Origin of the sequence: Streptomyces sp. ERV7, from assembly GCF_001653515.1 — a bacterium.
GTDB lineage: Bacteria > Actinomycetota > Actinomycetes > Streptomycetales > Streptomycetaceae > Streptomyces.
Genome location: NZ_LYOY01000029.1, coordinates 870,187 through 896,666, shown reverse-complemented (window position 1 = coordinate 896,666; position 26,480 = coordinate 870,187). Strand labels below are relative to the sequence as shown.

The following is a 26,480-nucleotide window of genomic DNA, read 5'->3' as shown; positions in this document are numbered from 1 at the left end:
CGTGTCGCCTTACGTGGTCGGCGGAAGGGCGGCGGGCTCCCCGCTGCCGCCCGACTGCTCCGGTACGGACGCGTCCCCCGGGCCCGGCGGCCCCGCGCCCTCGCCCTGCGGGTCGAGCAGGGCGCAGACCACGGTGAGCAGCCGGTCCACGTCGACGGGCTTGGGCACGTACTCGTTGGCGCCCTGGGCGATGGACTTCTCGCGGTCGCCGGGCATCGCCTTCGCGGTGAGGGCGACGATGGGCAGCTCGGCCCACAGGGGGCTGCGGCGGATGGCCTCGATCGTCTCGTACCCGTCCATCTCGGGCATCATGATGTCCATCAGGACCAGCTCGACGTCCGGGTTGCGCTCCAGGGTCTCGATGCCCTCGCGGCCGTTCTCCGCGTACAGCACCGGCATGCCGACCCGGCCGAGCACATGGGTGAGCGCGAAGACGTTGCGGATGTCGTCGTCGACGATCAGCACCCGCCGCCCCGGCAGCACCTGGCCCGCCCGGCCCTTCTTCCACTCCTCCAGCCTGGTGGTGGTCGGCCAGGCGTCGTCCTGGTCGGGCAGCAGCACATGCTCGGCGGCGAACGGCTGGGCCGGGTCGGCGCCGAGCTCCGGGGGCTGGTCGGGCTCGCCCACCACATGGCCGGGGTAGCGCACCGGCACGTACAGGGTGAAGGTGGAGCCGTTGCCGGGCTCGCTCTCGGCGACGATCCGGCCGCCGAGCAGACCGGCGATCTCGCGGCTGATGGAGAGGCCGAGGCCGGTGCCGCCGTACTTGCGGTTGGTCGTCCCGTCGGCCTGCTGGAACGCCTCGAAGATCACCGGGAGCTTCTCGGGCGCGATGCCGATGCCCGTGTCGGTGACCGCGAAGGCGATCAGGTCGTCCGCGCCCGGCACCGCGTCGTCCGGCTCCTTGATCCGGCTGACGCGCAGCTCGACCCGGCCCGACGAGGTGAACTTGATCGCGTTGGAGAGCAGATTGCGCAGGATCTGCTGGAGCCGCTGCTCGTCCGAGTACATCTCGCGCGGCACGTCCTCGCCCACCGCGACCTCGAAGGCGAGGCCCCGGTCGAGGGTGATCGGGCGGAAGGTGGCGTGGACGTAGTCGAGCACCTTGATGAGCGGCAGCTTCTTGGGCCGTACGTCCATCCGGCCGGCCTCGATCTTCGACAGGTCCAGGATGTCGTTGATCAGCTGGAGCAGGTCGGAGCCGGAGCGGTGGATCGTGGTGGCGAACTGGACCTCCTGGTCGGAGAGGTGCTCGTCCGGGTTGTCGGAGAGCAGCCGGGCCAGGATGAGCAGCGAGTTGAGCGGGGTGCGCAGCTCGTGCGACATGTTCGCCAGGAATTCCGACTTGTACTGGGAGCTGGTCGCGAGGAGCGCGGCCTTCTCCTCCAGTTCGGCATTGGAGCGCTGCAACTCGGCCTGCTGGCGCTGGAGTTCGTCCGAGCGCTCCTGGAGCTGGATGGCGAGCCGCTGGGACTCGCTGAGCAGCGACTCCGTACGGGAGTTGGCGATGATGGTGTTGATCGCGACGCCGATGGTGTTGACGAACTGGTCGAAGAAGGCCAGGTGGACGTCGGAGAAGCGGGAGAAGGAGGCCAGTTCGATCACGCCGAGGAGCTTGTCCTCGAAGAGGATCGGGATGATCACGACGCTGGCCGGGGACGCCTCGCCCAGACCTGAGTTGATCTTGATGTAGTCCGGCGGCGCCTCTTCGAGCAGGATCCGCTTCTTCTCCAGGGCCGCCTGGCGCACCAGGCCGTGGCCCGGCATCCCGGTGGTGTCCACGGTCGCGCCCTGGGCCGAGCCGTACCCCGCGATGAAGGCGAGGCCCTTGGTCGTCGACGTCGTACGGGACGGTGTGCCCTCGTTGCCCGGGTCGGCCAGGAAGAACGCGCCGTACTGGGCGTTCACCAGCGGGGTCAGCTCGCGCAGGATCAGGTCGGCGACCTCCATCAGGTCGCGGTGGCCCTGCATCAGGCCCGCCAGACGCGCCAGGTTCGACTCCAGCCAGTCCTTGGCGCGGGTCGTCTCGCGCAGATTGGACACCATCAGGTTGATGTTGTCCTTGAGGTCGGTGACCTCGCCCCGGGTCTCCACGGTGATCGAGCGGGACATGTCGCCCTGGGCCACCGCCGAGGCCACCTCCGCGATCGCGCGGACCTGGGTGGTGAGGTTGAGGGCGAGCTCGTTGACGTTGGTGGTCAGACGCTTCCAGGTGCCGTACACGCCCTCGACCCGGGCCTGGCCGCCCAGCTGGCCCTCCGAGCCGACCTCGCGGGCGACCCGGGTGACCTCGGAGGAGAACGAGGAGAGCGTGTCCACCATGGTGTTGATGGTGGTCTTCAGCTCCAGGATCTCGCCGCGCGCGTCCACGTCGATCTTCTTGGAGAGGTCGCCCTGGGCCACCGCGGTCGCCACCTGGGCGATATTGCGGACCTGTGAAGTCAGGTTGTCCGCCATGTAGTTGACGTTGTCGGTGAGGTCCTTCCAGACGCCGGAGACGCCGAGGACCTGGGCGCGGCCGCCGAGCCGGCCGTCCGTGCCGACCTCGCGGGCGACCCGGGTCACCTCGTCGGCGAACGCCCGCAGTTGCTCCACCATCGTGTTGACGGTGTCCTTGAGCTCCATGATCTCGCCGCGCGCGTCGACGGTGATCTTCTTGGAGAGGTCGCCGTTGGCGACGGCGGTGGTCACCTGGGCGATGTTGCGGACCTGGGAGGTGAGGTTCGACGCCATGAAGTTGACGTTGTCCGTGAGGTCCTTCCAGACCCCGGACACCCCGCGCACCTGCGCCTGGCCGCCTAGGTTGCCCTCGGTGCCGACCTCGCGGGCGACGCGGGTGACCTCGTCGGCGAAGGCGGAGAGCTGGTCGACCATGGTGTTGATGGTCGACTTGAGTTCCAGGATCTCGCCCTTCGCCTCGACCGTGATCTTCTTGCCGAGGTCGCCCTGGGCCACCGCCGTCGAGACGAGCGCGATATTGCGGACCTGCGAAGTCAGGTTGTCCGCCATGAAGTTGACGTTCTCGGTGAGGTCCTTCCAGACCCCGGACACCCCGCGGACCTGGGCGCGCCCGCCGAGGTTTCCTTCGGTGCCGACCTCGCGGGCGACGCGGGTGACCTCGTCGGCGAAGGCGGACAGCTGGTCCACCATGGTGTTGATGGTCGACTTGAGCTCCAGGATCTCGCCCTGGGCGTCCACGGTGATCTTCTGCGAGAGGTCGCCGTTGGCGACGGCGGTGGTCACCTGGGCGATGTTGCGGACCTGGGAGGTGAGGTTCGACGCCATGAAGTTGACGTTGTCCGTGAGGTCCTTCCAGACCCCCGAGACTCCGCGGACCTGGGCGCGCCCGCCCAGCTGACCCTCGGTGCCGACCTCGCGGGCCACCCTGGTGACCTCGTCCGCGAAGGCCGAGAGCTGGTCGACCATCGTGTTCACGGTGAGCTTCAGTTCGAGCAGCTCACCGGTCGCCTCGACCGTCACCGTACGGGTCAGATCGCCCCGCGCCACCGCCGTCGTCACCGCGGCGATGTCGCGGACCTGCGCGGTCAGCCGGGAGGCCATGGTGTTGACGGCCTCGGTCACGTCCCGCCAACTGCCGCTCAGGCGCTGCACCTTGGCGCGCCCGCCCAGCCGCCCCTCGGTGCCGACCTCGCGGGCGACCCGGGTCACCTCGCCGGTGAAGAGGGACAGCTGGTCCACCATCTTGTTGACGGCCCGGCCGAGCCGGCGCAGATCACCGCGCAACTGGCGGTTCCCGTCGTGGAGATCGACCCGCTGGGTCAGATCGCCGCCCGCCACCGCGTCCAGGACGCGTGTGGCGTTCGCCGCCGGTACGACCAGGGCGTCGATCAGGGTGTTCGCGCTGGCCACCCCGGCCGTCCAGGCGCCCTGCCCGGGGCTCGCGGTGAGCCGCTCGTCCAGGCGGCCGTGGCGGACGACCTCGCGGCGCACCCGCACCAGCTCGTCCGTGAAGTGCTGGTTGCGCACGGCCACTTGGTTGAAGATCGCGGCGAGCTCGGCGGGTATCCCCTCATGGGTCTCCTGGAGCCGCACGCCGAAGTCGCCGTCGCGCAGCGCCGTCATCGCGGCCAGCAGCGGGCGTAACTCCAGTGCGCGGATCCACTCTCCGCCCTCGGGCGGCACGGCACTGTCTCTGTTCATCTCGGCCCACTTCGGTGACTCGGCGCTTATGGGCACGCTCAGTCTGTCACTCTGTCGGTGTCATGAGGTGCGCAATGTGAGAACCGATCAGGAGCCGCACCGTGGGGTCCATTCCAACGCAGCGGGAGAGCGTGAACCGCCCACTCCGCCCGGCGCCCTCCCCCGACGTGGCGGAGCGGCAGACCGGGTCCGCCGCCCGCACCAGTCTGCCCGGCAACCCGCTCGCGCCGTCCGCCGCCCGCCGCTTCGTACGGGCCGCGCTCGCCGACTGGACCGCCCAGGGGGCGCCCGGCGCCGAGCGGCTCGACGAACGGGCCGCCGACGACACGGCGATACTCGTCAACGAGCTGGTCACCAACGCCGTGGTGCACGCCGGCACCACCGTCGAGCTGGTCTGCCGCCTGGAGCCGCCCGCCGGGGACGAGCCGGGCGCCGTGGTCGTCGAGGTCTCCGACCACCACCCCTCCAGGGCCGTACGCAACGAGCCGCGCGGGGCGCGCGAGCCGGGCGCGCCCGAGTACGGGCGGGGGCTGCACCTGGTGGCCGCGCTCGCGGAGTGCTGGGGGATCACCTACCGCACCGGCCTGAAGACGGTGTGGGCGCGGCTGGTCCTCGACCCGGACGACGTCTCCCGCCCGGACGCCGACCCCGGCTCCGAGGAGCGGCTCCAACGCGGGCTGCGCGCCGCCGGGATCCTGGCCACCCCGCCGCGCGGAGCCCCCTGCGGACAGGACCGCGACTGGGTCAACCGGGGCGCCCTCTCCTTCCTGGCGGAGGCGTCCGACCTGCTGGCCGGCCAGTTCGACGAGGACATGATCGCGGCGCTCGCCGGACAGCTCCTGGTGCCCCGGCTCTGCGACTGGTGCGCGATCTGGCTCGACCCGGAGGCCGGCGGCCCGGTCGGCGAGCCCCGGCTCGCCCGGGTGTGGCACGCCCGTGAGTCCGGGATCGAGGAGCTGCGGGCGGTACTGGAGAAGGAGCCGCCCCGGCTGCCGGAGTCGGCGCGCGGCGGTCCGGTCCCGATGCCGTGGCCGGGCCCGCGCGAGGGCGAGGACGGGGCGGCGCTCGCGTACCGGATGGTGGCGGGCGGCCGGGCCCCCACGACCGGCCACGCCCCGATCCCCACCGACGCCGGCTTCACCGCCTCCCACACGTCGATGTAGGGGTGCCCGGCCACCAGCACGTGCTCGCCCGTGACCGCCGCCGCGATCCGGGACTCCTTGGAGCCGGGGACCAGGTGGTCGACCAGGACGCCCAGGCGCGCGTCGGGGCCGGGCGCGAACTCCGCGACGATCGCCGGGAGGTCGTCGATGCCGGACAGGTACTCGACCACGACCCCCTCGATCCGCAGGTCGTCGCCCCACACCTTCTCCACCAGCTCCGCGTCGTGGCGCCCCTCCACATAGATGCGCCCGGCGCGCGCCACCCGCGCCCGCGCACCCGGCACCGCCACCGAGCCCGAGGCCGTACGCGCCGGGCGCGACGGCGCGGGCGCCGGCGGGCGTACCAGCGTGACGACCTTCCCCTCAAGGAGGAAGCCCCGGGCCGCCAGCGGGAACACCCGCTGTTTGCCGAAGCGGTCCTCCAGCGTCACCGTCCCCGCCTCACAGCGGAGCACCGCCCCGCAGACCCCCGTCGTCACCTCCTCGACGACCAGGTCGAGCTCGGCGGGCACCTCGGGTGCCGGGGTCCCCTTCTTCCAGGGCGGGGTCAGGTCCGGGCTGTAGCTGCGCATTCGGATGAGAATACGGGCGGTTGATGTGGCCATATGGGTGTACGGCGCTACGACACGCCGAATTTGGCCGCGAGTTGGGCCCGCTGCGCCCGGACGAACGCCGCGTCCACCACCGCCCCGTGCCCCGGCACGTACACCGCGTCCTCCCCGCCCAGGTCGAGGAGCCGGTCCAGCGCGGCGGGCCAGCGGGTGCGGACCGCGTCCGGGCCCGCCTGCGGCTCACCGGACTCCTCGACGAGGTCACCGCAGAAGACGACCTCGGGCGAGCCGGGGGAGGCGGGGACCAGTACGGCCAGGTCGTGGCCCGAGTGGCCCGGACCCACGTTCGCGAGCAGCACCTGCCGCCCGCCGAGCTCCAGCGTCCACTCGCCGGTCACGAAGTGGTGCGGGCGCACCAGCAGGTCCGCCGCCTCGGCGGCCTGCGCGTGCGGCACCCCCTGCTTGACCGCGTCGTCCCGCAGCGCGTCGCCGTCCAGGACCCGGTCCAGGCCGACCGCCCCGTACACCTCGGCCCCCGAGAACGCGGCCGTGCCGAGCACGTGGTCGAAGTGCGGATGGCTGAGCGCGATGTGCGTCACCCGGCGCCCGAGCAGCGCCTGTGCCTGGGCGCGCAGCTCGGCGCCCTCGCGCAGCGTCGACCCCGTGTCGTACAGCAGGACCGCGTCGTCGCCGACGACCAGACCGGCCGTCGCGTCCCACCCCGGCAGCCTGCGCCGGCCCACGCCGTCGCCGAGCCGCTCCCAGCCGAACTCTTCCCATCTGACGTCCATGACGTGACGCTATCCCGGGCGGTCGCGGGACGGCGTTCGAGCGCGCCGCGAGCGTCACGGGCGGCCGCCCTTGCTAGGGGTGTACCGGTCGGCCGTACACTGGCCGGGGGATTGCTGGCACTCGAACGCACAGAGTGCCAGGCAGAGCGCCTAGGGACGACAGCTGGAGGTGTGCGCGGTGCTCAGTGAACGCAGACTTGAGGTCCTGCGCGCCATCGTCCAGGACTATGTCGGGACCGAGGAGCCGGTGGGTTCGAAGGCCCTGACCGAGCGGCACGCGCTGGGTGTCTCCCCGGCGACCGTCCGCAACGACATGGCCGTGCTGGAGGAGGAGGGCTTCATCGCCCAGCCCCACACCAGCGCCGGCCGCATCCCCACGGACAAGGGCTACCGGCTGTTCGTCGACCGGCTCGCGGGCGTCAAGCCGATGTCGTCGCCGGAGCGGCGGGCCATCCAGAACTTCCTGGACGGCGCCGTCGACCTCGACGACGTGGTGGCGCGCACGGTCCGGCTGCTCGCCCAGCTCACCCGGCAGGTCGCCGTGGTGCAGTACCCGTCGCTGACGCGGTCCACCGTGCGGCACGTGGAGCTGCTCTCGCTGGCCCCGGCCCGGCTGATGCTGGTGCTGATCACGGACACCGGCCGGGTCGAGCAGCGGCTGGTGGACTGCCCGGCGCCGTTCGGCGAGACCTCGCTGGCGGATCTGCGGGCCCGGCTCAACAGCCGGGTGGTGGGGCGCCGCTTCGCGGACGTCCCGCAGCTGGTGCAGGACCTGCCGGAGTCCTTCGAGCCGGAGGACCGAGGAACCGTTTCGACGGTGCTCTCCACCCTGCTCGAAACCCTGGTCGAGGAGACCGAGGAGCGGCTGATGATCGGCGGTACCGCCAATCTCACCCGCTTCGGGCACGACTTCCCCCTGACCATCAGGCCGGTGCTGGAGGCGCTGGAGGAGCAAGTGGTGCTCCTCAAGTTGCTCGGCGAGGCCAAGGAATCGGGCATGACCGTACGAATCGGGCATGAGAACGCCCATGAGGGGCTGAACTCCACGTCCGTCGTCTCGGTCGGCTACGGTTCGGGCGGCGAGGCCGTCGCCAAACTCGGCGTGGTCGGACCGACCCGCATGGATTACCCCGGAACGATGGGAGCGGTACGCGCAGTGGCACGTTACGTCGGACAGATCCTGGCGGAGTCGTAAGTGGCCACGGACTACTACGCCGTACTGGGCGTACGCCGCGACGCATCGCAGGACGAGATCAAGAAGGCGTTCCGGCGCCTGGCGCGTGAACTCCACCCGGATGTGAATCCGGACCCGAAGACGCAGGAGCGCTTCAAGGAGATCAACGCCGCCTACGAGGTCCTCTCGGACCCGCAGAAGAAGCAGGTCTACGACCTCGGTGGCGACCCCCTGTCGTCCTCCGGCGGCGGTGGCGCGGGCGGCTTCGGCGCGGGCGGCTTCGGGAACTTCTCGGACATCATGGACGCGTTCTTCGGCAACGCGGCGCAGCGCGGACCGCGCTCGCGCACCCGCCGGGGCCAGGACGCCATGATCCGCCTGGAGATCGACCTCAACGAGGCGGCCTTCGGTACGACCAAGGAGATCCAGGTCGACACGGCGGTCGTCTGTACGACCTGCTCGGGCGAGGGCGCCGCACCCGGCACCTCGGCCCAGACGTGTGACATGTGCCGCGGCCGCGGCGAGGTCTCCCAGGTGACCCGCTCCTTCCTCGGCCAGGTCATGACCTCCCGCCCCTGCCCCCAGTGCCAGGGCTTCGGGACCGTCGTGCCCACCCCGTGCCCGGAGTGCGCCGGCGACGGCCGCATCCGCTCGCGCCGCACGCTCACGGTCAAGATCCCGGCCGGTGTCGACAACGGCACCCGGATCCAGCTCGCGGGCGAGGGCGAGGTCGGCCCCGGCGGCGGCCCCGCCGGTGATCTGTACGTCGAGATCCACGAGCTCAACCACGACGTCTTCCAGCGCCGTGGCGACGATCTGCACTGCACGGTGACGATCCCGATGACGGCGGCGTCGCTCGGCACCAAGGTGCCGCTGCAGACGCTGGACGGCATGGAGGAGGTGGACATCCGCCCGGGCACGCAGTCGGGCCAGTCCATCCCGCTCCACGGGCGCGGAGTGACACATCTGCGCGGCGGCGGCCGGGGCGATCTGATCGTCCACGTCGAGGTCACCACCCCGACCAAGCTGGACCCGCAGCAGGAGGACCTGCTGCGCCAGCTGGCCAAGCTGCGCGGCGAGGAACGCCCCCTGGGGCAGTTCCAGCCGGGCCAGCAGGGCCTGTTCTCCCGCCTGAAGGACGCGTTCAACGGCCGCTGACCGTCTGGACCGGATGTTCGTCTGCGGCTGTGCCGTGGGTTGCTCGCGCAGTTCCCCGCGCCCCTGACTACCCAGGCGCGGCCCGCGGTGGGGTGGGCGATTCGGTGCCACGCCGCACCCGTGGCACGATGCGGGCATGGCTTTGACCGATCTCTGCCGGTATCCGATCGTGCAGGCTCCGATGGCCGGTGGCGTCTCCGCCCCCGGTCTGGCCGCCGCGGTCTGCGAGGCCGGCGGGCTCGGGTTCCTGGCCGCCGGATACAAGACGGCCGACGGCATGTACCAGGAGATCAAGCAGCTGCGCGGGCTCACCGGGCGGCCGTTCGGGGTCAACCTGTTCATGCCGCAGCCGCCGCACACCGACCCGGCCGAGATCGAGGTCTACCGCAACCAGCTCGCGGGCGAGGCCACCTGGTACGAGACGCCGCTGGGTGACGCCGACTCCGGCGGCGACGACGGCTACGAGGCCAAGCTGGCGATCCTGCGTGAGGACCCGGTCGCGGCCGTCTCGTTCACCTTCGGCTGCCCCGAACCCGAGGTGCTCGCCGCGTTCACCGCCCTCGGCACGTACACCGTCGTCACCGTGACCACCCCCGACGAGGCGCTGGCCGCGCAGGTCGCCGGGGCCGACGCCGTCTGCGTCCAGGGCATAGAGGCCGGCGGCCACCAGTCGACCCACCGCGACGACCCGCAGGCCGACGGCTCCGGGATCGGGCTGCTCTCGCTGATCACCCAGGTCCGCGAGAGCGTACGGCTGCCGCTCATCGCGACCGGCGGGCTGATGCGCGGCGCCCAGATCGCGGCCGTGCTCGCGGCGGGCGCGGACGCGGCGCAGCTCGGCACGGCGTTCCTGGCCTGCCCCGAGTCCGGCGCGCACGCGCTGCACAAGCAGGCGCTCCTCAACCCCCTCTTCGTCCGTACGGAGTTGACCCGGGCGTTCTCCGGACGCCCGGCCCGCGGCCTGGTCAACCGGTTCATGCGCGAGCACGGGCCGTACGCCCCGCCCGCCTACCCCCAGGTCCACCAGCTCACCGCCGGGCTGCGGCGGGCGGCCGCGGCGGCGGGCGACGCCCAGGGCATGGCGCTCTGGGCCGGGCAGGGACACCGGCTGGCGCGGCAGCTGCCGGCCGGGCAGCTGGTGGAGGTCCTGGCGGCCGAACTGGACGCGGCGCTGGCCGCGTTGGCCGCCGCATCGAGAAACCGAAACACATGAGGAGTACGTCATGACCGCCCCGGTCTTCGTCGTCGAGCGGTTCCACGAGTCCGGGCCGGGCGGCCGGTACGTCCTGGACGGGCCCGAGGGGCGGCACGCCGTCTCCGTGAAGCGGCTCAAGCCCGGTGAGGACGTCGTCCTCACCGACGGGCTCGGCACCTGGGCGGACTGCGTGGTCCTGGACACCGAAGGCAAGGACCGGCTGATCGTCCAGCTCGACTCGCTGATGGACGAGCCGGAGCCGCAGCCGCGCATCACCGTCGTCCAGGCGCTGCCCAAGGGCGACCGGGGCGAGGTCGCGGTGGAGACGATGACCGAGGTGGGCGTCGACGCCGTGGTGCCGTGGCAGGCCTCGCGCTGCATCACCCAGTGGAAGGGCGACCGGGGCGCCAAGTCGCTGGCCAAGTGGCGCGCCACGGCCCGTGAGTCGGGCAAGCAGTCGCGCCGGGTGCGGTTCCCGGAGGTACGGGACGCGATGACGACCAAGCAGGTTGTCGCGTTTTTGGCCACGGCTGATTTCGCCGCCGTGCTGCACGAGGGCAGCGACATCCCGAGCGAGCCGCTGGCCACGGCCGAACTGCCCGCACAGGGGGAGATCGTCCTGGTGGTGGGCCCCGAAGGGGGCGTGTCGCCCGAGGAGTTGGCCGCCTTCGCCGAGGCGGGCGCCAGGCCGTATCTGCTCGGCCCGAGCGTGCTGCGCACCTCCACGGCGGGCACGGCGGCGGCCGCGCTGCTGATGGGGCGCACCGGCCGCTGGTCGTGACGCCACAGAACCGCTCGTGACGTCGTAAAGCCATCTACCGCCGCCCGCGCGGTGGTGGGACGCTGGCGCGTATGGGGGCAAGGAGATATGTCACGTGGCCGCTGCGCCACCGGCGCGCGCTCGCCGCGCTCGGTCTGGTCGCCGGGGCGGCCGCCGGGGCCGCGGCCTGCGACCCGGTCGGCGGAATGAGCTCGGTCACCGTCTCGGTGACCACCGACAAGGTCGCGACCAGCAAGCTGGAGCACGACGGCGTCAAGGTGCGGTATCTGACGTGTACGGCGAAGATCGACGGCGGGGGCGGCTCCACCCGTACCCCGTCGGCCGGTTCGACGCGTACGGTCGCCACGGTCGACTGCCGGGGCCGCACCGACGACAACAGGAAGATCAGCGTCACCGGCAAGGTCACGGAGGAGCGCGAGGACCGCTGTGTACGCGGCGACCTCACGGCGAAGGTCGCGGACCGCACGGTCTTCCACGCCAGTGTGCTGGGCGACTGCAACGCGCCGCCCCCCACCAAGAGCACCCCCAAGCCCCCGGGGAAGCCGGGCAGTCGCCCGACGGTGACGGTCACGGTGACCGTGACGGAGTCGTTCCGGGGCAAGTGACGAACCGGGGCGAGTGGGGATCGGCGGGCAAACGTCAGTAGCATGCTCCTGACTGATCCACTGACCGATCCAGCTGTTCCCACCGTGACCGAGGAGCCCAGGACCGTGGCCGGAGAGCCGCAGGCGGACTGCCTGTTCTGCAAGATCGTCTCGGGGGACGTCCCGGCGACCGTCGTCCGGGATACCCCGACCGTCGTGGCGTTCCGCGACATCAACCCCCAGGCGCCGACGCACATCCTCGTCATCCCGCGCGTCCACCACCCCGACGCGGCCTCGCTGGCCGCCGCCGAGCCGGTGATCGCCGCCGATCTGCTGCGCGTGGCCGGGGAGATCGCCGCCGACGAGAAGATCGACGGCAGCGGCTACCGGATCGTCTTCAACACCGGCAGCGGCGCGGGCCAGACCGTCTTCCACGCACACGCCCACCTGCTCGGCGGGCGCGGCCTGCAGTGGCCGCCGGGATAGTCGGACAGGACCGGTAACCGCACGTGTCCGTACGCGAATTGGTGGTGCTCGGCACCGCCAGCCAGGTCCCGACCCGGCACCGCAACCACAACGGCTATCTGCTGCGCTGGGACGGCGAGGGCATCCTCTTCGACCCCGGTGAGGGCACCCAGCGGCAGATGCTGCGGGCCGGGGTGGCCGCGCACGACATCGACCGGATCTGCGTCACGCACTTCCACGGCGACCACTCGCTGGGGCTCGCCGGGGTGATCCAGCGGATCAACCTCGACCGGGTGCCGCACCCGGTCACCGCGCACTATCCGGCGAGCGGGCAGCACTTCTTCGACCGGCTGCGGTACGCGACGGCCTACCGCGAGACGGTCGAGCTGGCGCAGGCGCCGGTCGACGGCGAGGCGGCGGTACTGGCCGTGACCGACGCGTACACGCTCGAAGCGCGGCGGCTCTCGCACCCGGTCGAGTCCTACGGCTACCGGATCACCGAGCCGGACCGGCGCCGGATGCTGCCCGCGCTGCTCGCCGAGCACGGCATCGCGGGTCCCGACGTGGGCCGGCTCCAGCGCGAGGGCGCGCTCGGCGGGGTGACGCTCGACGACGTCAGTGAGACGCGGCGCGGGCAGCGGTTCGCGTTCGTCATGGACACCCGTCTCTGCGAGGGCGTGCCCGCGCTGGCCGAGGGCTGCGACATGCTGGTCGTGGAGTCCACGTTCCTGGACGAGGACGTACGGCTGGCGGAGGACCACGGGCATCTGACGGCGGGTCAGGCGGCCGGGGTGGCCCGCGATGCCGGGGTACGCCATCTCGTCCTCACCCACTTCTCGCAGCGGTACGCGGACCCGGCCGAGTTCGAGCGGCAGGCGCGGGGGGCGGGGTTCGCGGGGGAGCCCCACCCCCGGAGGGTTCAGGGAAGGGGCGGGGTGGGGGAATACCGCCCAGGCCTGGCCTATCGTGTGCGGGATACCGACGAGGGGAGGGCCACCGTGCCCGCGAGTGGAGGCGTGACGCGCAGCACGCTGCGGCAGCAGATCGCCGACGCACTGCGTGACGAGATACTGGCGGGGCGCCTGCAGCCCGGCGAGGAGTTCACCGTCAAGCAGATCGCCGAGCAGTACGGGGTGAGCGCCACCCCCGTGCGCGAGGCACTCGTCGACCTCACCGCGCAGGGACTGCTCGACTCCGACCAGCACCGCGGCTTCCGCGTCCACGAGTTCTCCGTCGACGACTACAAGGGCATGGTCGAGGCCCGCTCCCTCGTGGTGAACGGAATCTTCCGGAAGATCACGGAGCTGGGCGCCGCCCACGGCCCCGCGCTCGTCTCCGTGCGGCGCCCCTCGTGGTGAACGGAATCTTCCGGAAGATCACGGAGCTGGGCGCCGCCCACGGCCCCGCGCTCGTCTCCGTGCGGCGCCGCGCCGAGGAGTGCGCCCGCGCAGCCCGCAGCGGCGACCTGAACATCCTCATCGGTTACGACCTCCGGTTCTGGCGCGAGCTCGGCGCGCTCGCCGGGAATCCGTATATCTCGGACTTCCTGCATCGGCTGCGGATGCAGTGCTGGGTCTTCGCCGTGCCGTATCTGCGCGGGCGCTCCGACCTCAGCGACTGGCTCTGGAACGGGCACGGCGACCTCGTCGACGCCGTGGTCAAGGGCGACGGCGACGCCGCGTACGCGGTGATCAGCGCGTACAACGACCACTCGCTCACCTGGGCGGAGCGGCTGAAGCGGTGACGGACGGCGGCCCCCTCGACCTCTCGGTCGTCGTCCCCGCGTACAACGAGGAACGGCGTCTGGGCCCGACCCTGGACGCGATCCGGGACCACCTCCACGACGCGCCCCTGTCCTGGGAGCTGATCGTCGTCGACGACGGGTCCCAGGACGGCACGGCGGACGTCGCCCGGGACGCCGCCGACGCCGACCCCCGGATCCACCTCGTCGCCGCCGACCGCAACCGCGGCAAGGGCCACGCCCTGCGGCTGGGCGTCGCGGCCTCCCGGGGTGCCCGTGTGCTGCTCACCGACGCCGACCTGGCCACCCCCGTCGCCGAGCTCGACCGGCTCGCCAAGGAGCTCGACGGCGCCGAGGCGGCCGCCGCGATCGGCTCCCGCGCCCACCCCGAGGCCGACATAGCGGTCCACCAGAGCCGGGTGCGCGAGTGGCTGGGGCGGATGGGCAACCGGCTGATACGCGCCGTCGCGGTCCCCGGCATCCACGACACCCAGTGCGGCTTCAAGCTCTTCGACGGCGACAAGGCGCGCGCGGCCTTCGCGGACGCCCGCCTCGACGGCTGGGGCATCGACGTCGAGATACTCCAGTACTTCCGCCGCCACGGCTGGGCCGTGGCCGAGGTCCCGGTCCGCTGGTCCCACCAGGAGGGCTCCAAGGTCGGCCCCGCCGACTACGGCCGGGTGCTCCTCGAACTCGTCCGCCTCAAGGCCCGCTCCGCGAGCCGCGCCGGCCTCGCCCTGTTCGCCCTCTTCCTGCTCTCCTCGGTCCTGCTCTACAAGGACCTCTGGACCGACCTCGGCCGCGGCTACCTCGCGGACTCCGGCCAGGACCAGAACCAGTGGGAGTGGTTCTTCTCGGTCACCGCCGACAACGTCCGGCATCTGCGCGACCCCCTCTTCACCACCCTCCAGGGCTTCCCGGACGGGGTGAACCTCATGGGCAACACGCCCATGCTGGGCCTGTCCGTGCCGCTCACCCCCGTCACCCTGGCGCTCGGCCCGACCGTCACCTGGGCACTGGTCCTCACGCTCGGCCTCACCGCGACGGCGTACGCCTGGTACCGGCTGTTCGCGCGGTGGGTGACCGACAACCCGTGGGCCGCGGGCCTCGGCGGCGCGCTCGCCGGCTTCGCGCCGCCGATGATCTCGCACGCCAACGCCCACCCGAACTTCTGCGTCCTGTTCATGATCCCGGTGATCGTCGACCGGGCCCTGCGGCTGTGCTCACCGGCCGCGAACGTCCGCCGCGACGGCGTGCTGCTCGGGCTGTTCGCCACGTATCAGATCTTCCTCGGCGAAGAAGTCCTGCTGCTCGCCTCGGTCGGCATGCTGCTCTTCGCGCTCTCCTACGCGCTGGCCCGCCGCGAGGTCATCAGGGAGGCGGGCCCCACGCTCGCCAAGGGCATGGGGGTCGCCGCCCTGGTCTGCCTGCCACTGATCGCCTATCCGCTGACCTGGCAGTTCTTCGGCACCCAGAGCTACCACTCGGTGCTGCACGGCGACGCCGCGGGCAACAGCCCGCTGTCCTTCCTGAAGTTCTCCGGGCGTGCGCTGCTCGGCGACGAGGCGACCGCGGACAAGCTGGCCCTCAACCGGACCGAGCAGAACGCGTTCTACGGCTGGCCGCTGATCGCGCTGGCCCTCGCGATCACGGTACGGCTGTGGCGCCACGCCCTGGTGAAGGCGCTCGCGCTCACGGCGGTCGCGGCGGCGGTCCTCTCGCTCGGCCAGAAGATCAGCGTCCCGTACACGGACGTGGAGCTGCCGGGCCCCTGGCGGGCTCTCGCCCACCGCCCGCTCTTCGAGTCGGTCATCGAGGGCCGGGTCGGAATGGTGTGCGCACCGGCGCTCGGCGCGCTGGTCGCGCTGGCGGCGGGGCGACTGGCCAAGGCGGGCCGGGTGAACCGGCTCACCGGCCTCGCGGCGGTCGCGGCGGCGCTGCTGCCGATCGTCCCGACCCCCTTCACGGTGACCGAGCGGGCGCCGGTGCCGTCGTTCTTCGCGGACGGGCTGTGGCGTACGTATGTGAAGCCCGGCGAGTCCGTGGTGACGGTGCCGCTGCCCGACCCGGCGGCCGCCGACGCCCTGCACTGGCAGGTCCGCGCGGACCTCGGCTTCCCGCTCCCCGGCGGCTACTTCAACGGCCCCTGGGGCCCGGACCGCATCGGCATCTACGGCGCCTCCCCGCGCTGGACCTCCAACCTGCTGCGCGATGTGCGCTACGGCGGCGCGATCCCCGACATCGGCGACTCCTGGCGCGCCCAGGCGCGGGCGGACCTGGAGTACTGGAAGGCCGGGCTGGTCGTGCTGCCCCCGCAGGACAACGAGGAGGCGCTGTACACCACGGTGTCGCGGCTGCTCGGCAGGCAGGGCCACCGGGTGGACGGGGTATGGATCTGGGACGTGGGGCGCTGAGGGCTGAGGGTCGACGGTGGTGGGTATGCGTCTTCTGAGACGTGTGTGACTCCTGAGCCGATGGCTTCGCGGCGCGTTGACGCGTGCTCCGCACGGGAGTTGACGGGCGAGCTTCGCGGAGCGTGCTCGGCGGACTACGCTGTCCCGACCATCGCGACCTCGTAAGGAGCCCCGTGGCCTGTGACTTGTGGCTGGTCCCCCTCGTCGACGTGCTGTGCCACAGCCCTGACAACCCGTTCGCCGAGGAGATCGCCTCGTACGACAAGGCACTCGGTGAGGCAGGGCTGCCGCCCGTGCCCGTCTTCGCGTACATGCCCGGCCTCTCGGGCGATGTCGCCCCGGTCGCGGGCTTCGACTACGACGCGCTCCACTTCCTGCGCCGCGCCTATCTCCTCCAGCTGTGCCGCCTCGCCGTGACACCGGTGGACGAGCTCGGCGGCGACTACGAACAGCTGCTGGAGATGTTCGAGTCGACGGCCCAGCAGTCCCATCTGGTCTGGCACTACGACCACGCCGGCGCGTACGTACCGGTGGACTTCCACACCCCCCTCGCCAACGAGGAGCTGCTGGCCGGGGGCGGGCCGCTCGGCTCCACCCACGGGCTGCTGCGGGAGCTGGAGTTCGTGGCCCCGGCGATCGGGATAGACCCGGTCAACCCGCCGATGGCCCCGGCTCCGCCGGACCGCCCCACCTCGCTGGAGGAGCCGGCGGGCCCGATCCCGTACGACGAGAGCCCCTTCGCACGGGAGCGGCATGTGTGGCTGGGGCTGCACGCGGCGGCGACGAGGTCGCTGGCGCAGGGCTCTATGATCATCTTCAGCTGAGGTTCCGGCCGGTTCCGGCCCGCGGGGAGGGATGTAGCCGGGGCACCATCAGCCCCACCCCTGACCGTAAACTCCGCGCCATCTGGCGGGAGTAGGACCGGGTCCATGGCACAAACGACGAGCGCTCAGAGCGCCGCCCCGGCCCGCTTCTCCGACGTCAAGGGGTGGTTCTGGCCCGCCGACCAACTGCTCTTCGACTGGTTCCTGGCGCGCCAGGAGCGCCAGGAACTCCGTGGTGACCTGCTGGAACTCGGCGCGTACCTGGGCAAGAGCGCGATCTTCATGGGGTCGTACCTGCGGGCGGGCGAGACGTTCACGGTCTGCGACCTGTTCGACTCGCCCGCGCCGGACGACCCCAACAGCGAGGAGATGGACCGCTCGTACGCGACGCTGACGCGGCGGGCCTTCGAGGCGAACTACCTGTCCTTCCACGACGCCCTGCCGGTGGTGGTCCAGGCCCCCACGTCGGTGATCACGTCCCGGGTCTCCCCCTCGACCTGCCGCTTCATCCACGTGGACGCCTCTCACCTGTACGAGCACGTCCACGGGGACATCGAGGCGGCCCGGACCCTGGTGGCCCCCGACGGGATCGTGGCGTTCGACGACTTCCGGGCGGAGCACTGCCCGGGGGTCGCGGCGGCGGTGTGGGGCGCGGTGGCGACGACCGGCCTGCGGCCGATCTGCATCACGGGTACGAAGTTCTACGGCACGTGGTCGGATCCGGAGCCGGTGCGCTCCGAGCTGCTGTCCTGGCTGGGGTCTCGTCCCGACATGTGGCACGGGGTGGAGGAGGTGGCGGGCGCGCCGCTGATCCGGATCTCCGGCAAGAAGGCGATCGCGCCGGAGCACCCGCGATCCCGGCACGCGGCGGTGACCCCGCCGCGTGCCGGGCCTCCTGTACCCCCAGCGGGGCTGCACCCCTGCACCCCCTTGCGGGACCTGAGGCCCCCGCACCCAGCCGATGGGGCGGACACCCCGGGCCCCATCCCCCTAGGGGTGCGGGGAACTGCGCGACCAGCCCCCACCGAACCCGCAGACGAACTCCGGGCTCAAACAGGGCCCCTCTCTTGACCCCCTCTGTTCATATATCTAGTCTCCATTCTCATGGATGTACATTCGCAGCAGAGCCATCCGCAGCAGAACACAGCCCACTCCCCCCGCGCGCACGCGATCGTCGACATCCGACTGACCCCCGTTCTCGTCTCCGACCCCCCGCTCCTCAACGTGCAGGGCGTGCATCAGCCGTACACCCCCCGCCTCGTCGTCGAAGTCGTCACCGCCAGTGGGGTGACCGGTGTGGGGGAGACCTACGGGGACGGCAAGTACCTGGAGCTGGCGCGGCCGTATGCCGCGGCCCTGGTCGCCGCCGGGCAGGGGGTTTCCGATCTCCAGGGGCTGTTCACTCTTATGAACGACCTGCCCGTGGACGGGGCCCGTGTCGACCACTCCGTCGACGTCGGCGGGCTGCGCGGGGTGCAGAGCGCCGACAAGCTGCGGCTCTCCGTCGTGTCCGCCTTCGAGGTCGCCTGTCTCGACGCGCTCGGCAAGACCCTCGGCGTGCCCGTGCACACCCTCCTCGGCGGCAAGGTCCGCGACAGCGTGGAGTACAGCGCCTATCTCTTCTACCGGTGGGCCGAACACCCGGGCGGCGCGGGCGAGAAGGACGACTGGGGGGCGGCCGTCGACCCCGCCGGGATCGTGGCGCAGGCCCGCAGGTTCGCGCGCGAGTACGGGTTCGGCTCCTTCAAGCTGAAGGGCGGCGTCTTCCCGCCCGAGCAGGAGGTCGCCGCGGTCCGGGCGCTCGCCGAGGCCTTCCCGGGGCAGCCGCTGCGGCTCGACCCGAACGGCGGCTGGAGCACGGCCACTTCGCTGCGCGTCGCCGCCGAGCTCGCGGACGTACTGGAGTACCTGGAGGACCCGGCGTCCGGCACGCGCGCGATGGCGGAGGTCTCCGCGGGCACCTCCGTCCCGCTCGCCACCAACATGTGCGTGACCACGTTCCCCGAGATCCGCGAGGCGTTCCTGACCGACGCCGTCCAGGTCGTCCTCAGCGACCACCACTACTGGGGCGGGCTGCGCAACACCCGGGAGCTGGCCGCGATCTGCCGCACCTTCGGAGTGGGGCTCTCCATGCACTCCAACACCCACCTGGGGATCAGTCTCGCCGCGATGACCCACGTCGCCGCGACCGTCCCCAACCTCGACTACGCGTGCGACAGCCACTACCCCTGGCAGAGCGAGGACGTCGTCGAGCGCCACGTCTTCCGGGACGGACGGCTCACCGTCTCCGACGCCCCCGGGCTCGGCGTCACCCTCGACCGGGACGCGCTGGAGCGCCTCCACCGGCGCTGGCTCGACGACGACGGCACCCTGCGCGACCGCGACGACGCCGCCGCGATGCGCCGGGCCCCGGGGTACGAGCAGTGGCGCACCCCCGCCCTGCCGCGCTGGTAGACGCGGTCACTCGCCCCTCACCGGGGCTCCGGCGACCGCTCCCGCGCACGGCGGATCGGGCACACTGGCCCCATCCGTACGCGAACGGGGAGTCCGCCGTGACCACATCCAGCAGAGGGCAGCAGGACCGCGCCGACCAGTGGGGCCACACCGCGGGCGTCGACCCGCTGGGCAAGGTGCGCCGGCCCCGCGACCCGGAGTGCGACGTCTTCCTGACCGGCACGGTCTTCCTCGACATCATCTTCACCGGCCTCGACTCCGCCCCGGTGCGCGGGACGGAGTCGTGGGCGCGCGGCATGGGCTCCAGCCCCGGCGGCGTCGCCAACATGGCCATCGCGCTCGCCCGCCTCGGGCTGCGCACCTCGCTGGCGGCGGCGTTCGGCGACGACCACTACGGCGAGTACTGCTGGGACGCCCTGGAACAGGGCGAGGGCATCGACCTCTCGCTGTCGCGGACCGTCCCCGGCTGGCACTCGCCGGTCACCGTCTCCATGGCGTACGAGGGCGAGCGGACCATGGTCTCGCACGGCCATGAGGCGCCCCCGGAGGAGTCCGCGCCCGCCGTGCCGCCACGCGCGCGTGCCGCCGTCGCCTCGCTGGTGCCCGGCCGGCGGGAGGAGTGGATCGAGGACGCCGCCCGGCACGGCTCGCGGATCTTCGCCGACGTCGGCTGGGACGACACCGGGCACTGGGACCTGGCGGGCCTGACCGGCCTGGAGCACTGTGAGGCGTTCCTGCCCAACGCGGGCGAGGCGATGCGCTACACCCGCACCGACTGCCCGCGCGCGGCCGCCCGCGCCCTGGCCGAGAAGGTGCCGGTCGCGGTGGTCACCCTGGGCGCGGAGGGCGCGTACGCGGTGGACGGCTCGACCGGGGAGACCGCCGAGGTGCCCGCGATCGCCGTGGAGGCGCTGGATCCGACCGGGGCGGGCGACGTGTTCGTGGCCGGGTTCGTCACCGGCACGCTGGCCGGGTGGCCGCTGGCGGACCGGCTCGCCTTCGCCGGGCTCACGGCCGCGCTGTCGGTGCAGGAGTTCGGCGGTTCGCTGTCGGCGCCGGGCTGGGCGGAGATCGCGGCCTGGTGGCAGCGGGTGCGCACGTTCGCGGACCAGGACCCGGCCGCGCTGCGGCGGTACGCCTTCCTGGAGGGCCTGCTGCCGGGTGCGGCCCGGGCGTGGCCGCTGCGCCGGGCCGTCCCGACGATCGGGTTCCGGCGCCCCGCGTGATGCCCCAGGGGCGCGGGGCCGCGACCCTCGGCGGCTCCGCCGCGCGGGCGCGGCCGGCCCACGGCGATCCGCGACCGAACACCTGGTCCGAAAACCCCTCGGCCCTGTCAGTGCCAGGTCGTACGCTGGGTATCCAGAGGTTGTCGAGCGGCGAGAACCCTGCAACGGGAGGTATGTGCAGGCCACAGAGCCGGCCCATGACTCAGACACCCACACAGCCGCAGACGAGTGCCCAGATCAAGGTCCCTGCCAAGCACCCGATGGTGATGCTGCTCGGATCCGGCGACTCGCTGCTGCGCGTGATCGAGAAGGCCTTCCCGGCGGCCGACATCCACGTCCGGGGCAATGAGATCAGTGCCACGGGGGCCCCGGCGGAAGTCGCGCTCATCCAACGCCTGTTCGACCAGATGATGCTGGTGCTCCGCACCGGTCAGCCGATGACGGAGGACGCAGTGGAACGCTCGATCGCCATGCTCAGGGCGAGCGAGAACGGCAAGGCGGAGGACGGCCACGAGACCCCGGCCGATGTGCTGACCCAGAACATCCTCTCCAGCCGTGGTCGCACGATCCGGCCCAAGACCCTCAACCAGAAGCGGTACGTCGACGCGATCGACAAGCACACGATCGTCTTCGGCATCGGCCCCGCCGGTACCGGAAAGACCTATCTCGCCATGGCCAAGGCGGTCCAGGCCCTGCAGTCCAAGCAGGTCACCCGGATCATCCTGACCCGCCCCGCCGTCGAGGCGGGCGAGCGCCTCGGCTTCCTGCCGGGCACGCTGTACGAGAAGATCGACCCGTATCTGCGCCCGCTCTACGACGCGCTGCACGACATGCTCGACCCCGAGTCGATCCCCCGCCTGATGGCGGCCGGAACGATCGAGGTCGCCCCTCTGGCGTATATGCGCGGACGCACGCTGAACGACGCGTTCATCATCCTGGACGAGGCGCAGAACACCAGCGCCGAGCAGATGAAGATGTTCCTCACCCGCCTCGGCTTCGACTCGAAGATCGTCATCACGGGTGACATCACCCAGGTCGACCTGCCGAACGGCACGAAGAGCGGTCTGCGCCAGGTCCAGGACATCCTGGAGGGTGTCGAGGACGTCCACTTCTCCCGGCTGTCGTCCCAGGACGTCGTCCGGCACAAGCTCGTCGGCCGTATCGTCGACGCGTACGAGAAGTACGACAGCCAGCAGGGCCACAACGGGAAGTAGTCAGAGCGCACCATGTCGATCGACGTCAACAACGAGTCCGGAACCGAGGTCGACGAGCAGGCGATCCTCGACATCGCCCGCTACGCGCTCACGCGGATGCGGATCCACCCGCTCTCCGAGCTCTCGGTGATCGTCGTGGACGACGAGGCCATGGAGCAGCTGCACATCCAGTGGATGGACCTGCCCGGTCCGACCGATGTCATGTCCTTCCCGATGGACGAGCTGCGTCCGCCGATGAAGGACGACGAGGAGCCCCCGCAGGGGCTCCTCGGTGACATCGTGCTCTGCCCCGAGGTCGCCAAGAAGCAGGGCGAGGACGCACCGACGCAGCACTCGATGGACGAGGAGCTCCAGCTCCTGACCGTCCACGGAGTGCTGCACCTGCTGGGGTACGACCACGAGGAGCCGGACGAGAAGGCCGAGATGTTCGGCCTCCAGGCGGCCATCGTGGACGGCTGGCGGGCGGAGAAGGGCCACACCGGCCCCTCCCCGGCGCCGACCGTGTCATGACCGGGCAGCTGCTCTTCGGCGCCGTCGCCCTGGTCGTGGTGGCCTGGCTGGCCGCCTGCGCGGAGGCCGGCATCGCCCGTACGTCCTCGTTCCGCGCGGCCGAGGCCGTACGGTCCGGGCGGCGCGGGGCGGCGAAGCTCGCCCAGGTGGCCGCCGACCCGACCCGCTATCTCAATGTGGCCCTGCTGGTCAGGGTCGCCTGCGAGATGGCGGCCGGGGTCCTGGTCACCTATGTCTGCCTGGAGGACTTCGGGGAGACCTGGACGGCGCTGGTCGTCGCCATCGCGGTGATGGTGCTCGTCAGCTACGTAGCCGTCGGCGTCTCGCCGCGCACCATCGGCCGCCAGCACCCGCTGAACACGGCGACGGCCGCCGCGTACGTCCTGCTGCCGCTGGCCAGGATCATGGGCCCGGTGCCGCAGCTCCTGATCCTCCTCGGCAACGCGCTCACCCCGGGAAAGGGCTTCCGCAAGGGTCCGTTCGCCTCCGAGGCCGAGCTGCGGGCGATGGTCGACCTCGCCGAGCAGGAGTCGCTGATCGAGGACGACGAGCGCCGGATGGTGCACTCGGTCTTCGAGCTCGGCGACACACTGGTGCGCGAGGTGATGGTGCCGCGCACCGACCTCGTCTGCATCGAGCGCTACAAGACCATCCGCCAGGCGCTCACCCTCGCGCTGCGCTCGGGCTTCTCCAGGATCCCGGTGACCGGCGAGAACGAGGACGACATCGTCGGGATCGTCTATCTGAAGGACCTGGTCCGCAAGACGCACATCAACCGGGACTCCGAGGCCGATCTGGTCTCCACCGCGATGCGCCCCGCCGCGTTCGTCCCCGACACCAAGAACGCGGGCGACCTGCTGCGCGAGATGCAGCAGGACCGCAGCCATGTCGCCGTCGTCATCGACGAGTACGGCGGCACGGCCGGGATCGTCACCATCGAGGACATCCTGGAGGAGATCGTCGGGGAGATCACCGACGAGTACGACCGGGAGCTGCCGCCGGTCGAGGAGCTCGCGGACGGCTGCTTCCGGGTCACCGCGCGGCTCGACATCGGCGATCTGGGCGAGCTGTTCGGGCTCGACGAGTTCGACGACGAGGACGTGGAGACGGTCGGCGGACTGCTCGCCAAGGCGCTCGGACGGGTGCCGATCGCGGGCGCCACGGCGGCCGTGGACCTGCCGGACGGGCGGGCGCTGCGGCTGACGGCCGAGTCCCCGGCGGGCCGCCGGAACAAGATCGTGACCGTGCTCGTGGAGCCGGTGCCGGTCAAGGAGGAGCAGGCGTGACCCCTCAGGAGCTCAGAGCGTTCTGTCTGGCGTTCAACGCCGCGACGGAGGAGTTCCCGTTCGACTCGGGGACCTCGGTCTTCAAGGTCCTCGGGAAGATGTTCGCGCTGAGCAACCTGGGCGGCACCCCGCTCACCGCCAACCTCAAGTGCGACCCGGACGACGCGGTGCGGCTGCGCGCCGAGTACCCGGCGATCGTGCCGGGCTGGCACATGAACAAGCGCCACTGGAACACGGTGGACGTGGATCAGCTCCCGGACCGGCTGGTCCGGGAGCTGATCGAGGATTCGTACGACCTGGTGGTGGCCGGGCTGCCGCGGGCGGAGCGGCTGCGGCTCGACCGGCCCTGAGCGAGAGCCGTCCGGGCCTTTGCCGGTCCGGCTAGGCGGTGCGGCGGCCAAGGCCGACCGCCAGCAGGGCCGCCGCCGCGACCACGATCACCGCGTCGATGAGCAGGACGCCGCGCACCCCGTCGAACAGGTCGCCCTGGGTGGTGGCGAGCACGCCGAGCAGCGGGATGCCGATGGTGATGCCGACCTGCTGGGTGGTGGTGACCAGCCCCGTCGCCAGGCCCTGCTCCTCGTCGGGGACACCGCTGGTGGCGGTCAGCCCGTACGAGATGATCGCGCCCAGGTGGCACATGCTGGCCAGGGAGACGGCGACGGTGGCGAGCAGCGCACCCGACTCGCGGCCGATGGCCAGCAGCAGGGCGATGAACAGGCCCTGGCCGAGCAGCGAGGCGACCAGCGTGCGGCGGGCGCCGAAGCGGCCGATGACCTTGGCGGCGTAGCTGCCGGCGACCGCCGACATGACGCCCTGGACGCCGAAGACCAGACCCGTCCGGAAGGACGAGAGGCCCAGTTCCTCCTGGAGGTAGAGGGTCAGCACGAAGATGACCGTCGACATCATCGAGAAGGTGACCAGACCGCCCAGGTTGCCCCACGCCACCGTGCGGCGCCTCAGCATCGGCAGCGAGACCAGCGGGGCCTGCGCCTTCGACTCGACCACCACGAAGGCCGCGAGCAGCACCAGGCCGACGACCAGGGTGCCCCACACGTCCGCGCCGCCGAAGCCGCGCTGGGCCGCCGTCGACAGGGAGTAGATCAGGGCGAGCAGACCACCGGTGACGGTGACCGCGCCGGGCACGTCGAGGCGCGGCCGGTCCGGGGTGCGGGACTCGGGCAGCAGGCCCGGCGCCAGGGCGAGGACGATCACCGCGGCGACCGTGAGCAGACCCATCGTCGAGCGCCAGCCCAGGGTGTCCGTCATGACGCCGCCGAGCACCATGCCGACGGTGAAGCCGAGCGAGAGCAGGGTGCCGCTGATGCCGAGCGCCCGGTCGCGCTGCGGGCCCTCGGGGAAGGTGGTGGTCAGCAGCGACATCCCGGTCGGCACGATCACCGCGGCGCCCAGGCCCTGCAGGGCGCGGCCGGTCAGGAACGACGCCGGGTCCCAGGCGAGGGTGGCGAGCAGGGAGGCGGCGCCGAAGAGGGCGAGCCCGGTCAGGAACAGCTTCTTGCGCCCGTACAGGTCGGCGATCCGGCCGAACAGGAGCAGGAAGCCGCCGGACGGCAGGGCGAACGCGGTGACCGCCCACTGGAGCGCCGACTGGCTCAGGCCCAGGTCGTCGCCGAGGACGGGCAGCGCCACGTTCAGTACGGAGAAGTCGAGCGCCACCATGAACTGGGCGGCGCAGAGCACGAACAGGACCAGCTTGGCCCGGCCCGTGAGACGGCCGTCCTGCGGGTCCGCTGCGGCGGCCGGCGCGGCCGGTGCGGTGTGGGTGTCGATTGCCATGGCCACAGCCTGGCTGTCCGGGAATGGCCGTGGAGAGTGGGAACTTATCCTGTTGGCGGCACCACCAGGCAGCGGCCGGGGGCGCCGGACGGTAGTCGACGAGGGGGAGTACGTACGTGGCCACGCCGATCGACAAGGCGCTGCGGCGCACCGAACTGCGCGAGTTCCTGATGAACCGGCGGGGCCGGATCAGCCCCACCCCGTGATCTCGGCCGCCAGCTCGGCCGGCCCCGCCGCCCCCACCGCCGTACCGGGCGCCGCGAACGCCAGATGGGGGAGGACGAGCGCCGCGTGGAGGAGCGGGTCGTCCGCGCCGAGGACGCGGACCAGCGGGTGCGGCGCGGGCGCGGGCGCGTCCGGGGCCAGCACCATCAGCGGATGGGCGTGGACCGCGAGGCCCGAGGCCTCGACGGCCGCCCGCAGCCCGGGCGTCACCTCGGCCACCCACTCGAACGCCTCCGGTATCCCCAGCTCCCGCTGGCGCGCCCGCACCTTGTCGACGTCCGCCGCCGACACCGGCCCCGCGTGGCCGAGCGCGGGCCGCCCGTAGAACGGCCAGCCCGCACCCTCCCGTACGAAGAGGGTCAGCGGACCGAAGTCCTCCGCCCGGGCCGAGGAGCGCGGCACCGAGTCGTAGTAGCGCTCCAGGAGTTGGAGGTCGCAGGCGTGCGGGAGGCCGGATGAGCTAGGTGTCATGCCTCGCATCAAAGCAAGACGGCCCGCGTTACGCACCCTCTTTCAGCACCCGCGACACCAGCGTCCGCTGGGCCGCCGACAGCCCCGGGTCCGCGCAGTGGACCGTGCGGCCGTCGACGGTGATCTCGTAGTGGAAGCCGTCGGGTACGCCGGGGGACGGCTCGGCCCGGCCGTCGGCGAGGGCCGCCTCGGCCAGGGCCTGCCACTGAGCCGCGTCGGGCCGGCCCGAGGTGTCGACCTCGGCCCGGCGCTCGATGCCGGCGAATCCTCCTGTGCGGGTCACCTGGATGCGCAT

The 26,480-nt window shown here is 71.8% G+C and carries 20 protein-coding genes and 4 pseudogenes; 18 read left to right on the top strand and 6 right to left on the bottom strand.

Going from position 1 to position 26,480, the window contains the following annotated elements; genetic code table 11:
- Positions 1–9 precede the first annotated feature (9 nt).
- A complete protein-coding gene (locus A8W25_RS10395; protein ID WP_067160990.1) occupies positions 10–4,083 on the bottom strand; it encodes a HAMP domain-containing protein in 4,074 nt (1,357 codons plus the stop codon).
- Positions 4,084–4,262: 179 nt separating this feature from the next.
- Between A8W25_RS10395 and A8W25_RS10390 the strand changes: the two are divergent.
- Positions 4,263–5,255: pseudogene (locus tag A8W25_RS10390) on the top strand (ATP-binding protein); the annotation flags it as partial.
- 5 nt (positions 5,256–5,260) lie between these two features.
- Here the strand turns inward: A8W25_RS10390 and A8W25_RS32180 are convergent.
- Together A8W25_RS32180 and A8W25_RS10380 are read right to left on the bottom strand one after the other, a co-directional pair.
- Positions 5,261–5,896: pseudogene (locus tag A8W25_RS32180) on the bottom strand (DUF3097 family protein); the annotation flags it as partial.
- A 47-nt stretch (positions 5,897–5,943) separates the two neighbouring features.
- Positions 5,944–6,666: an MBL fold metallo-hydrolase gene (locus tag A8W25_RS10380; RefSeq protein WP_067158869.1), complete on the bottom strand. Its 723-nt coding sequence runs from the start codon at positions 6,664–6,666 to the stop codon at positions 5,944–5,946.
- A 178-nt stretch (positions 6,667–6,844) separates the two neighbouring features.
- Here A8W25_RS10380 and hrcA point away from each other — a divergent pair, with 178 nt between their 5' ends.
- From hrcA to A8W25_RS10295, 17 genes and pseudogenes are all read left to right on the top strand, one after another.
- Positions 6,845–7,861, top strand: a complete 1,017-nt coding sequence (hrcA, locus tag A8W25_RS10375) for a heat-inducible transcriptional repressor HrcA (protein ID WP_067158868.1) — start codon at positions 6,845–6,847, stop codon at positions 7,859–7,861.
- Positions 7,862–8,998 (top strand): molecular chaperone DnaJ, encoded by a 1,137-nt coding sequence (gene dnaJ / locus A8W25_RS10370; RefSeq protein WP_067158864.1) that lies wholly within the window; start codon positions 7,862–7,864, stop codon positions 8,996–8,998.
- Positions 8,999–9,134: 136 nt separating this feature from the next.
- Positions 9,135–10,211, top strand: a complete 1,077-nt coding sequence (locus A8W25_RS10365) for a nitronate monooxygenase (RefSeq protein ID WP_067158860.1) — start codon at positions 9,135–9,137, stop codon at positions 10,209–10,211.
- A 10-nt stretch (positions 10,212–10,221) separates the two neighbouring features.
- Positions 10,222–10,974: a 16S rRNA (uracil(1498)-N(3))-methyltransferase gene (locus A8W25_RS10360; protein ID WP_067158852.1), complete on the top strand. Its 753-nt coding sequence runs from the start codon at positions 10,222–10,224 to the stop codon at positions 10,972–10,974.
- A gap of 71 nt (positions 10,975–11,045) precedes the next feature.
- Positions 11,046–11,579 (top strand): hypothetical protein, encoded by a 534-nt coding sequence (locus A8W25_RS10355; RefSeq protein WP_234386380.1) that lies wholly within the window; start codon positions 11,046–11,048, stop codon positions 11,577–11,579.
- A gap of 105 nt (positions 11,580–11,684) precedes the next feature.
- Positions 11,685–12,044 carry a histidine triad nucleotide-binding protein gene (locus A8W25_RS10350; protein ID WP_067158851.1) on the top strand — a complete coding sequence of 120 codons (360 nt, stop codon included), beginning with the start codon at positions 11,685–11,687 and terminating at the stop codon, positions 12,042–12,044.
- A 23-nt stretch (positions 12,045–12,067) separates the two neighbouring features.
- Positions 12,068–12,925: pseudogene (locus A8W25_RS10345) on the top strand (ribonuclease Z); the annotation flags it as partial.
- A 96-nt stretch (positions 12,926–13,021) separates the two neighbouring features.
- Positions 13,022–13,767: pseudogene (locus A8W25_RS10340) on the top strand (GntR family transcriptional regulator).
- Complete coding sequence (locus A8W25_RS10335) at positions 13,764–16,178, top strand: dolichyl-phosphate beta-glucosyltransferase (protein WP_234386378.1); 2,415 nt, start codon at positions 13,764–13,766, stop codon at positions 16,176–16,178. Before A8W25_RS10340 ends, A8W25_RS10335 begins: the two are co-directional and overlap by 4 nt.
- 173 nt (positions 16,179–16,351) lie before the next feature.
- A complete protein-coding gene (locus A8W25_RS10330; protein WP_067158850.1) occupies positions 16,352–17,002 on the top strand; it encodes a hypothetical protein in 651 nt (216 codons plus the stop codon).
- A gap of 105 nt (positions 17,003–17,107) precedes the next feature.
- Positions 17,108–18,073: a class I SAM-dependent methyltransferase gene (locus A8W25_RS10325; RefSeq protein WP_079125939.1), complete on the top strand. Its 966-nt coding sequence runs from the start codon at positions 17,108–17,110 to the stop codon at positions 18,071–18,073.
- Between the two features lie 33 nt (positions 18,074–18,106).
- Positions 18,107–19,456, top strand: a complete 1,350-nt coding sequence (locus A8W25_RS10320; RefSeq protein ID WP_079125938.1) for a glucarate dehydratase family protein — start codon at positions 18,107–18,109, stop codon at positions 19,454–19,456.
- A 98-nt stretch (positions 19,457–19,554) separates the two neighbouring features.
- Positions 19,555–20,682 (top strand): carbohydrate kinase family protein, encoded by a 1,128-nt coding sequence (locus A8W25_RS10315; protein ID WP_067158845.1) that lies wholly within the window; start codon positions 19,555–19,557, stop codon positions 20,680–20,682.
- 197 nt (positions 20,683–20,879) lie between these two features.
- Positions 20,880–21,896 (top strand): PhoH family protein, encoded by a 1,017-nt coding sequence (locus tag A8W25_RS10310; protein WP_079125937.1) that lies wholly within the window; start codon positions 20,880–20,882, stop codon positions 21,894–21,896.
- A gap of 12 nt (positions 21,897–21,908) precedes the next feature.
- A complete protein-coding gene (ybeY, locus tag A8W25_RS10305; protein WP_067158830.1) occupies positions 21,909–22,406 on the top strand; it encodes an rRNA maturation RNase YbeY in 498 nt (165 codons plus the stop codon).
- Positions 22,403–23,692: a hemolysin family protein gene (locus A8W25_RS10300; protein ID WP_067158829.1), complete on the top strand. Its 1,290-nt coding sequence runs from the start codon at positions 22,403–22,405 to the stop codon at positions 23,690–23,692. Before ybeY ends, A8W25_RS10300 begins: the two co-directional genes overlap by 4 nt.
- Positions 23,689–24,042: an MmcQ/YjbR family DNA-binding protein gene (locus tag A8W25_RS10295; RefSeq protein WP_067158828.1), complete on the top strand. Its 354-nt coding sequence runs from the start codon at positions 23,689–23,691 to the stop codon at positions 24,040–24,042. Before A8W25_RS10300 ends, A8W25_RS10295 begins: the two co-directional genes overlap by 4 nt.
- Before the next feature lie 31 nt (positions 24,043–24,073).
- On the opposite strand, the gene A8W25_RS10290 is transcribed toward A8W25_RS10295, so the two are convergent.
- The 3 genes from A8W25_RS10290 to A8W25_RS10280 form a co-directional block, all read right to left on the bottom strand.
- Positions 24,074–25,489, bottom strand: coding sequence for an MFS transporter (locus tag A8W25_RS10290; RefSeq protein ID WP_067160978.1), 1,416 nt, complete (start codon positions 25,487–25,489; stop codon positions 24,074–24,076).
- A 189-nt stretch (positions 25,490–25,678) separates the two neighbouring features.
- Entirely contained in the window at positions 25,679–26,185 is a 507-nt protein-coding gene (locus tag A8W25_RS10285) for a hypothetical protein (protein ID WP_420708431.1), read from the bottom strand.
- Between the two features lie 28 nt (positions 26,186–26,213).
- Positions 26,214–26,480 carry a protealysin inhibitor emfourin gene (locus tag A8W25_RS10280; protein WP_067158827.1) on the bottom strand — a complete coding sequence of 89 codons (267 nt, stop codon included), beginning with the start codon at positions 26,478–26,480 and terminating at the stop codon, positions 26,214–26,216.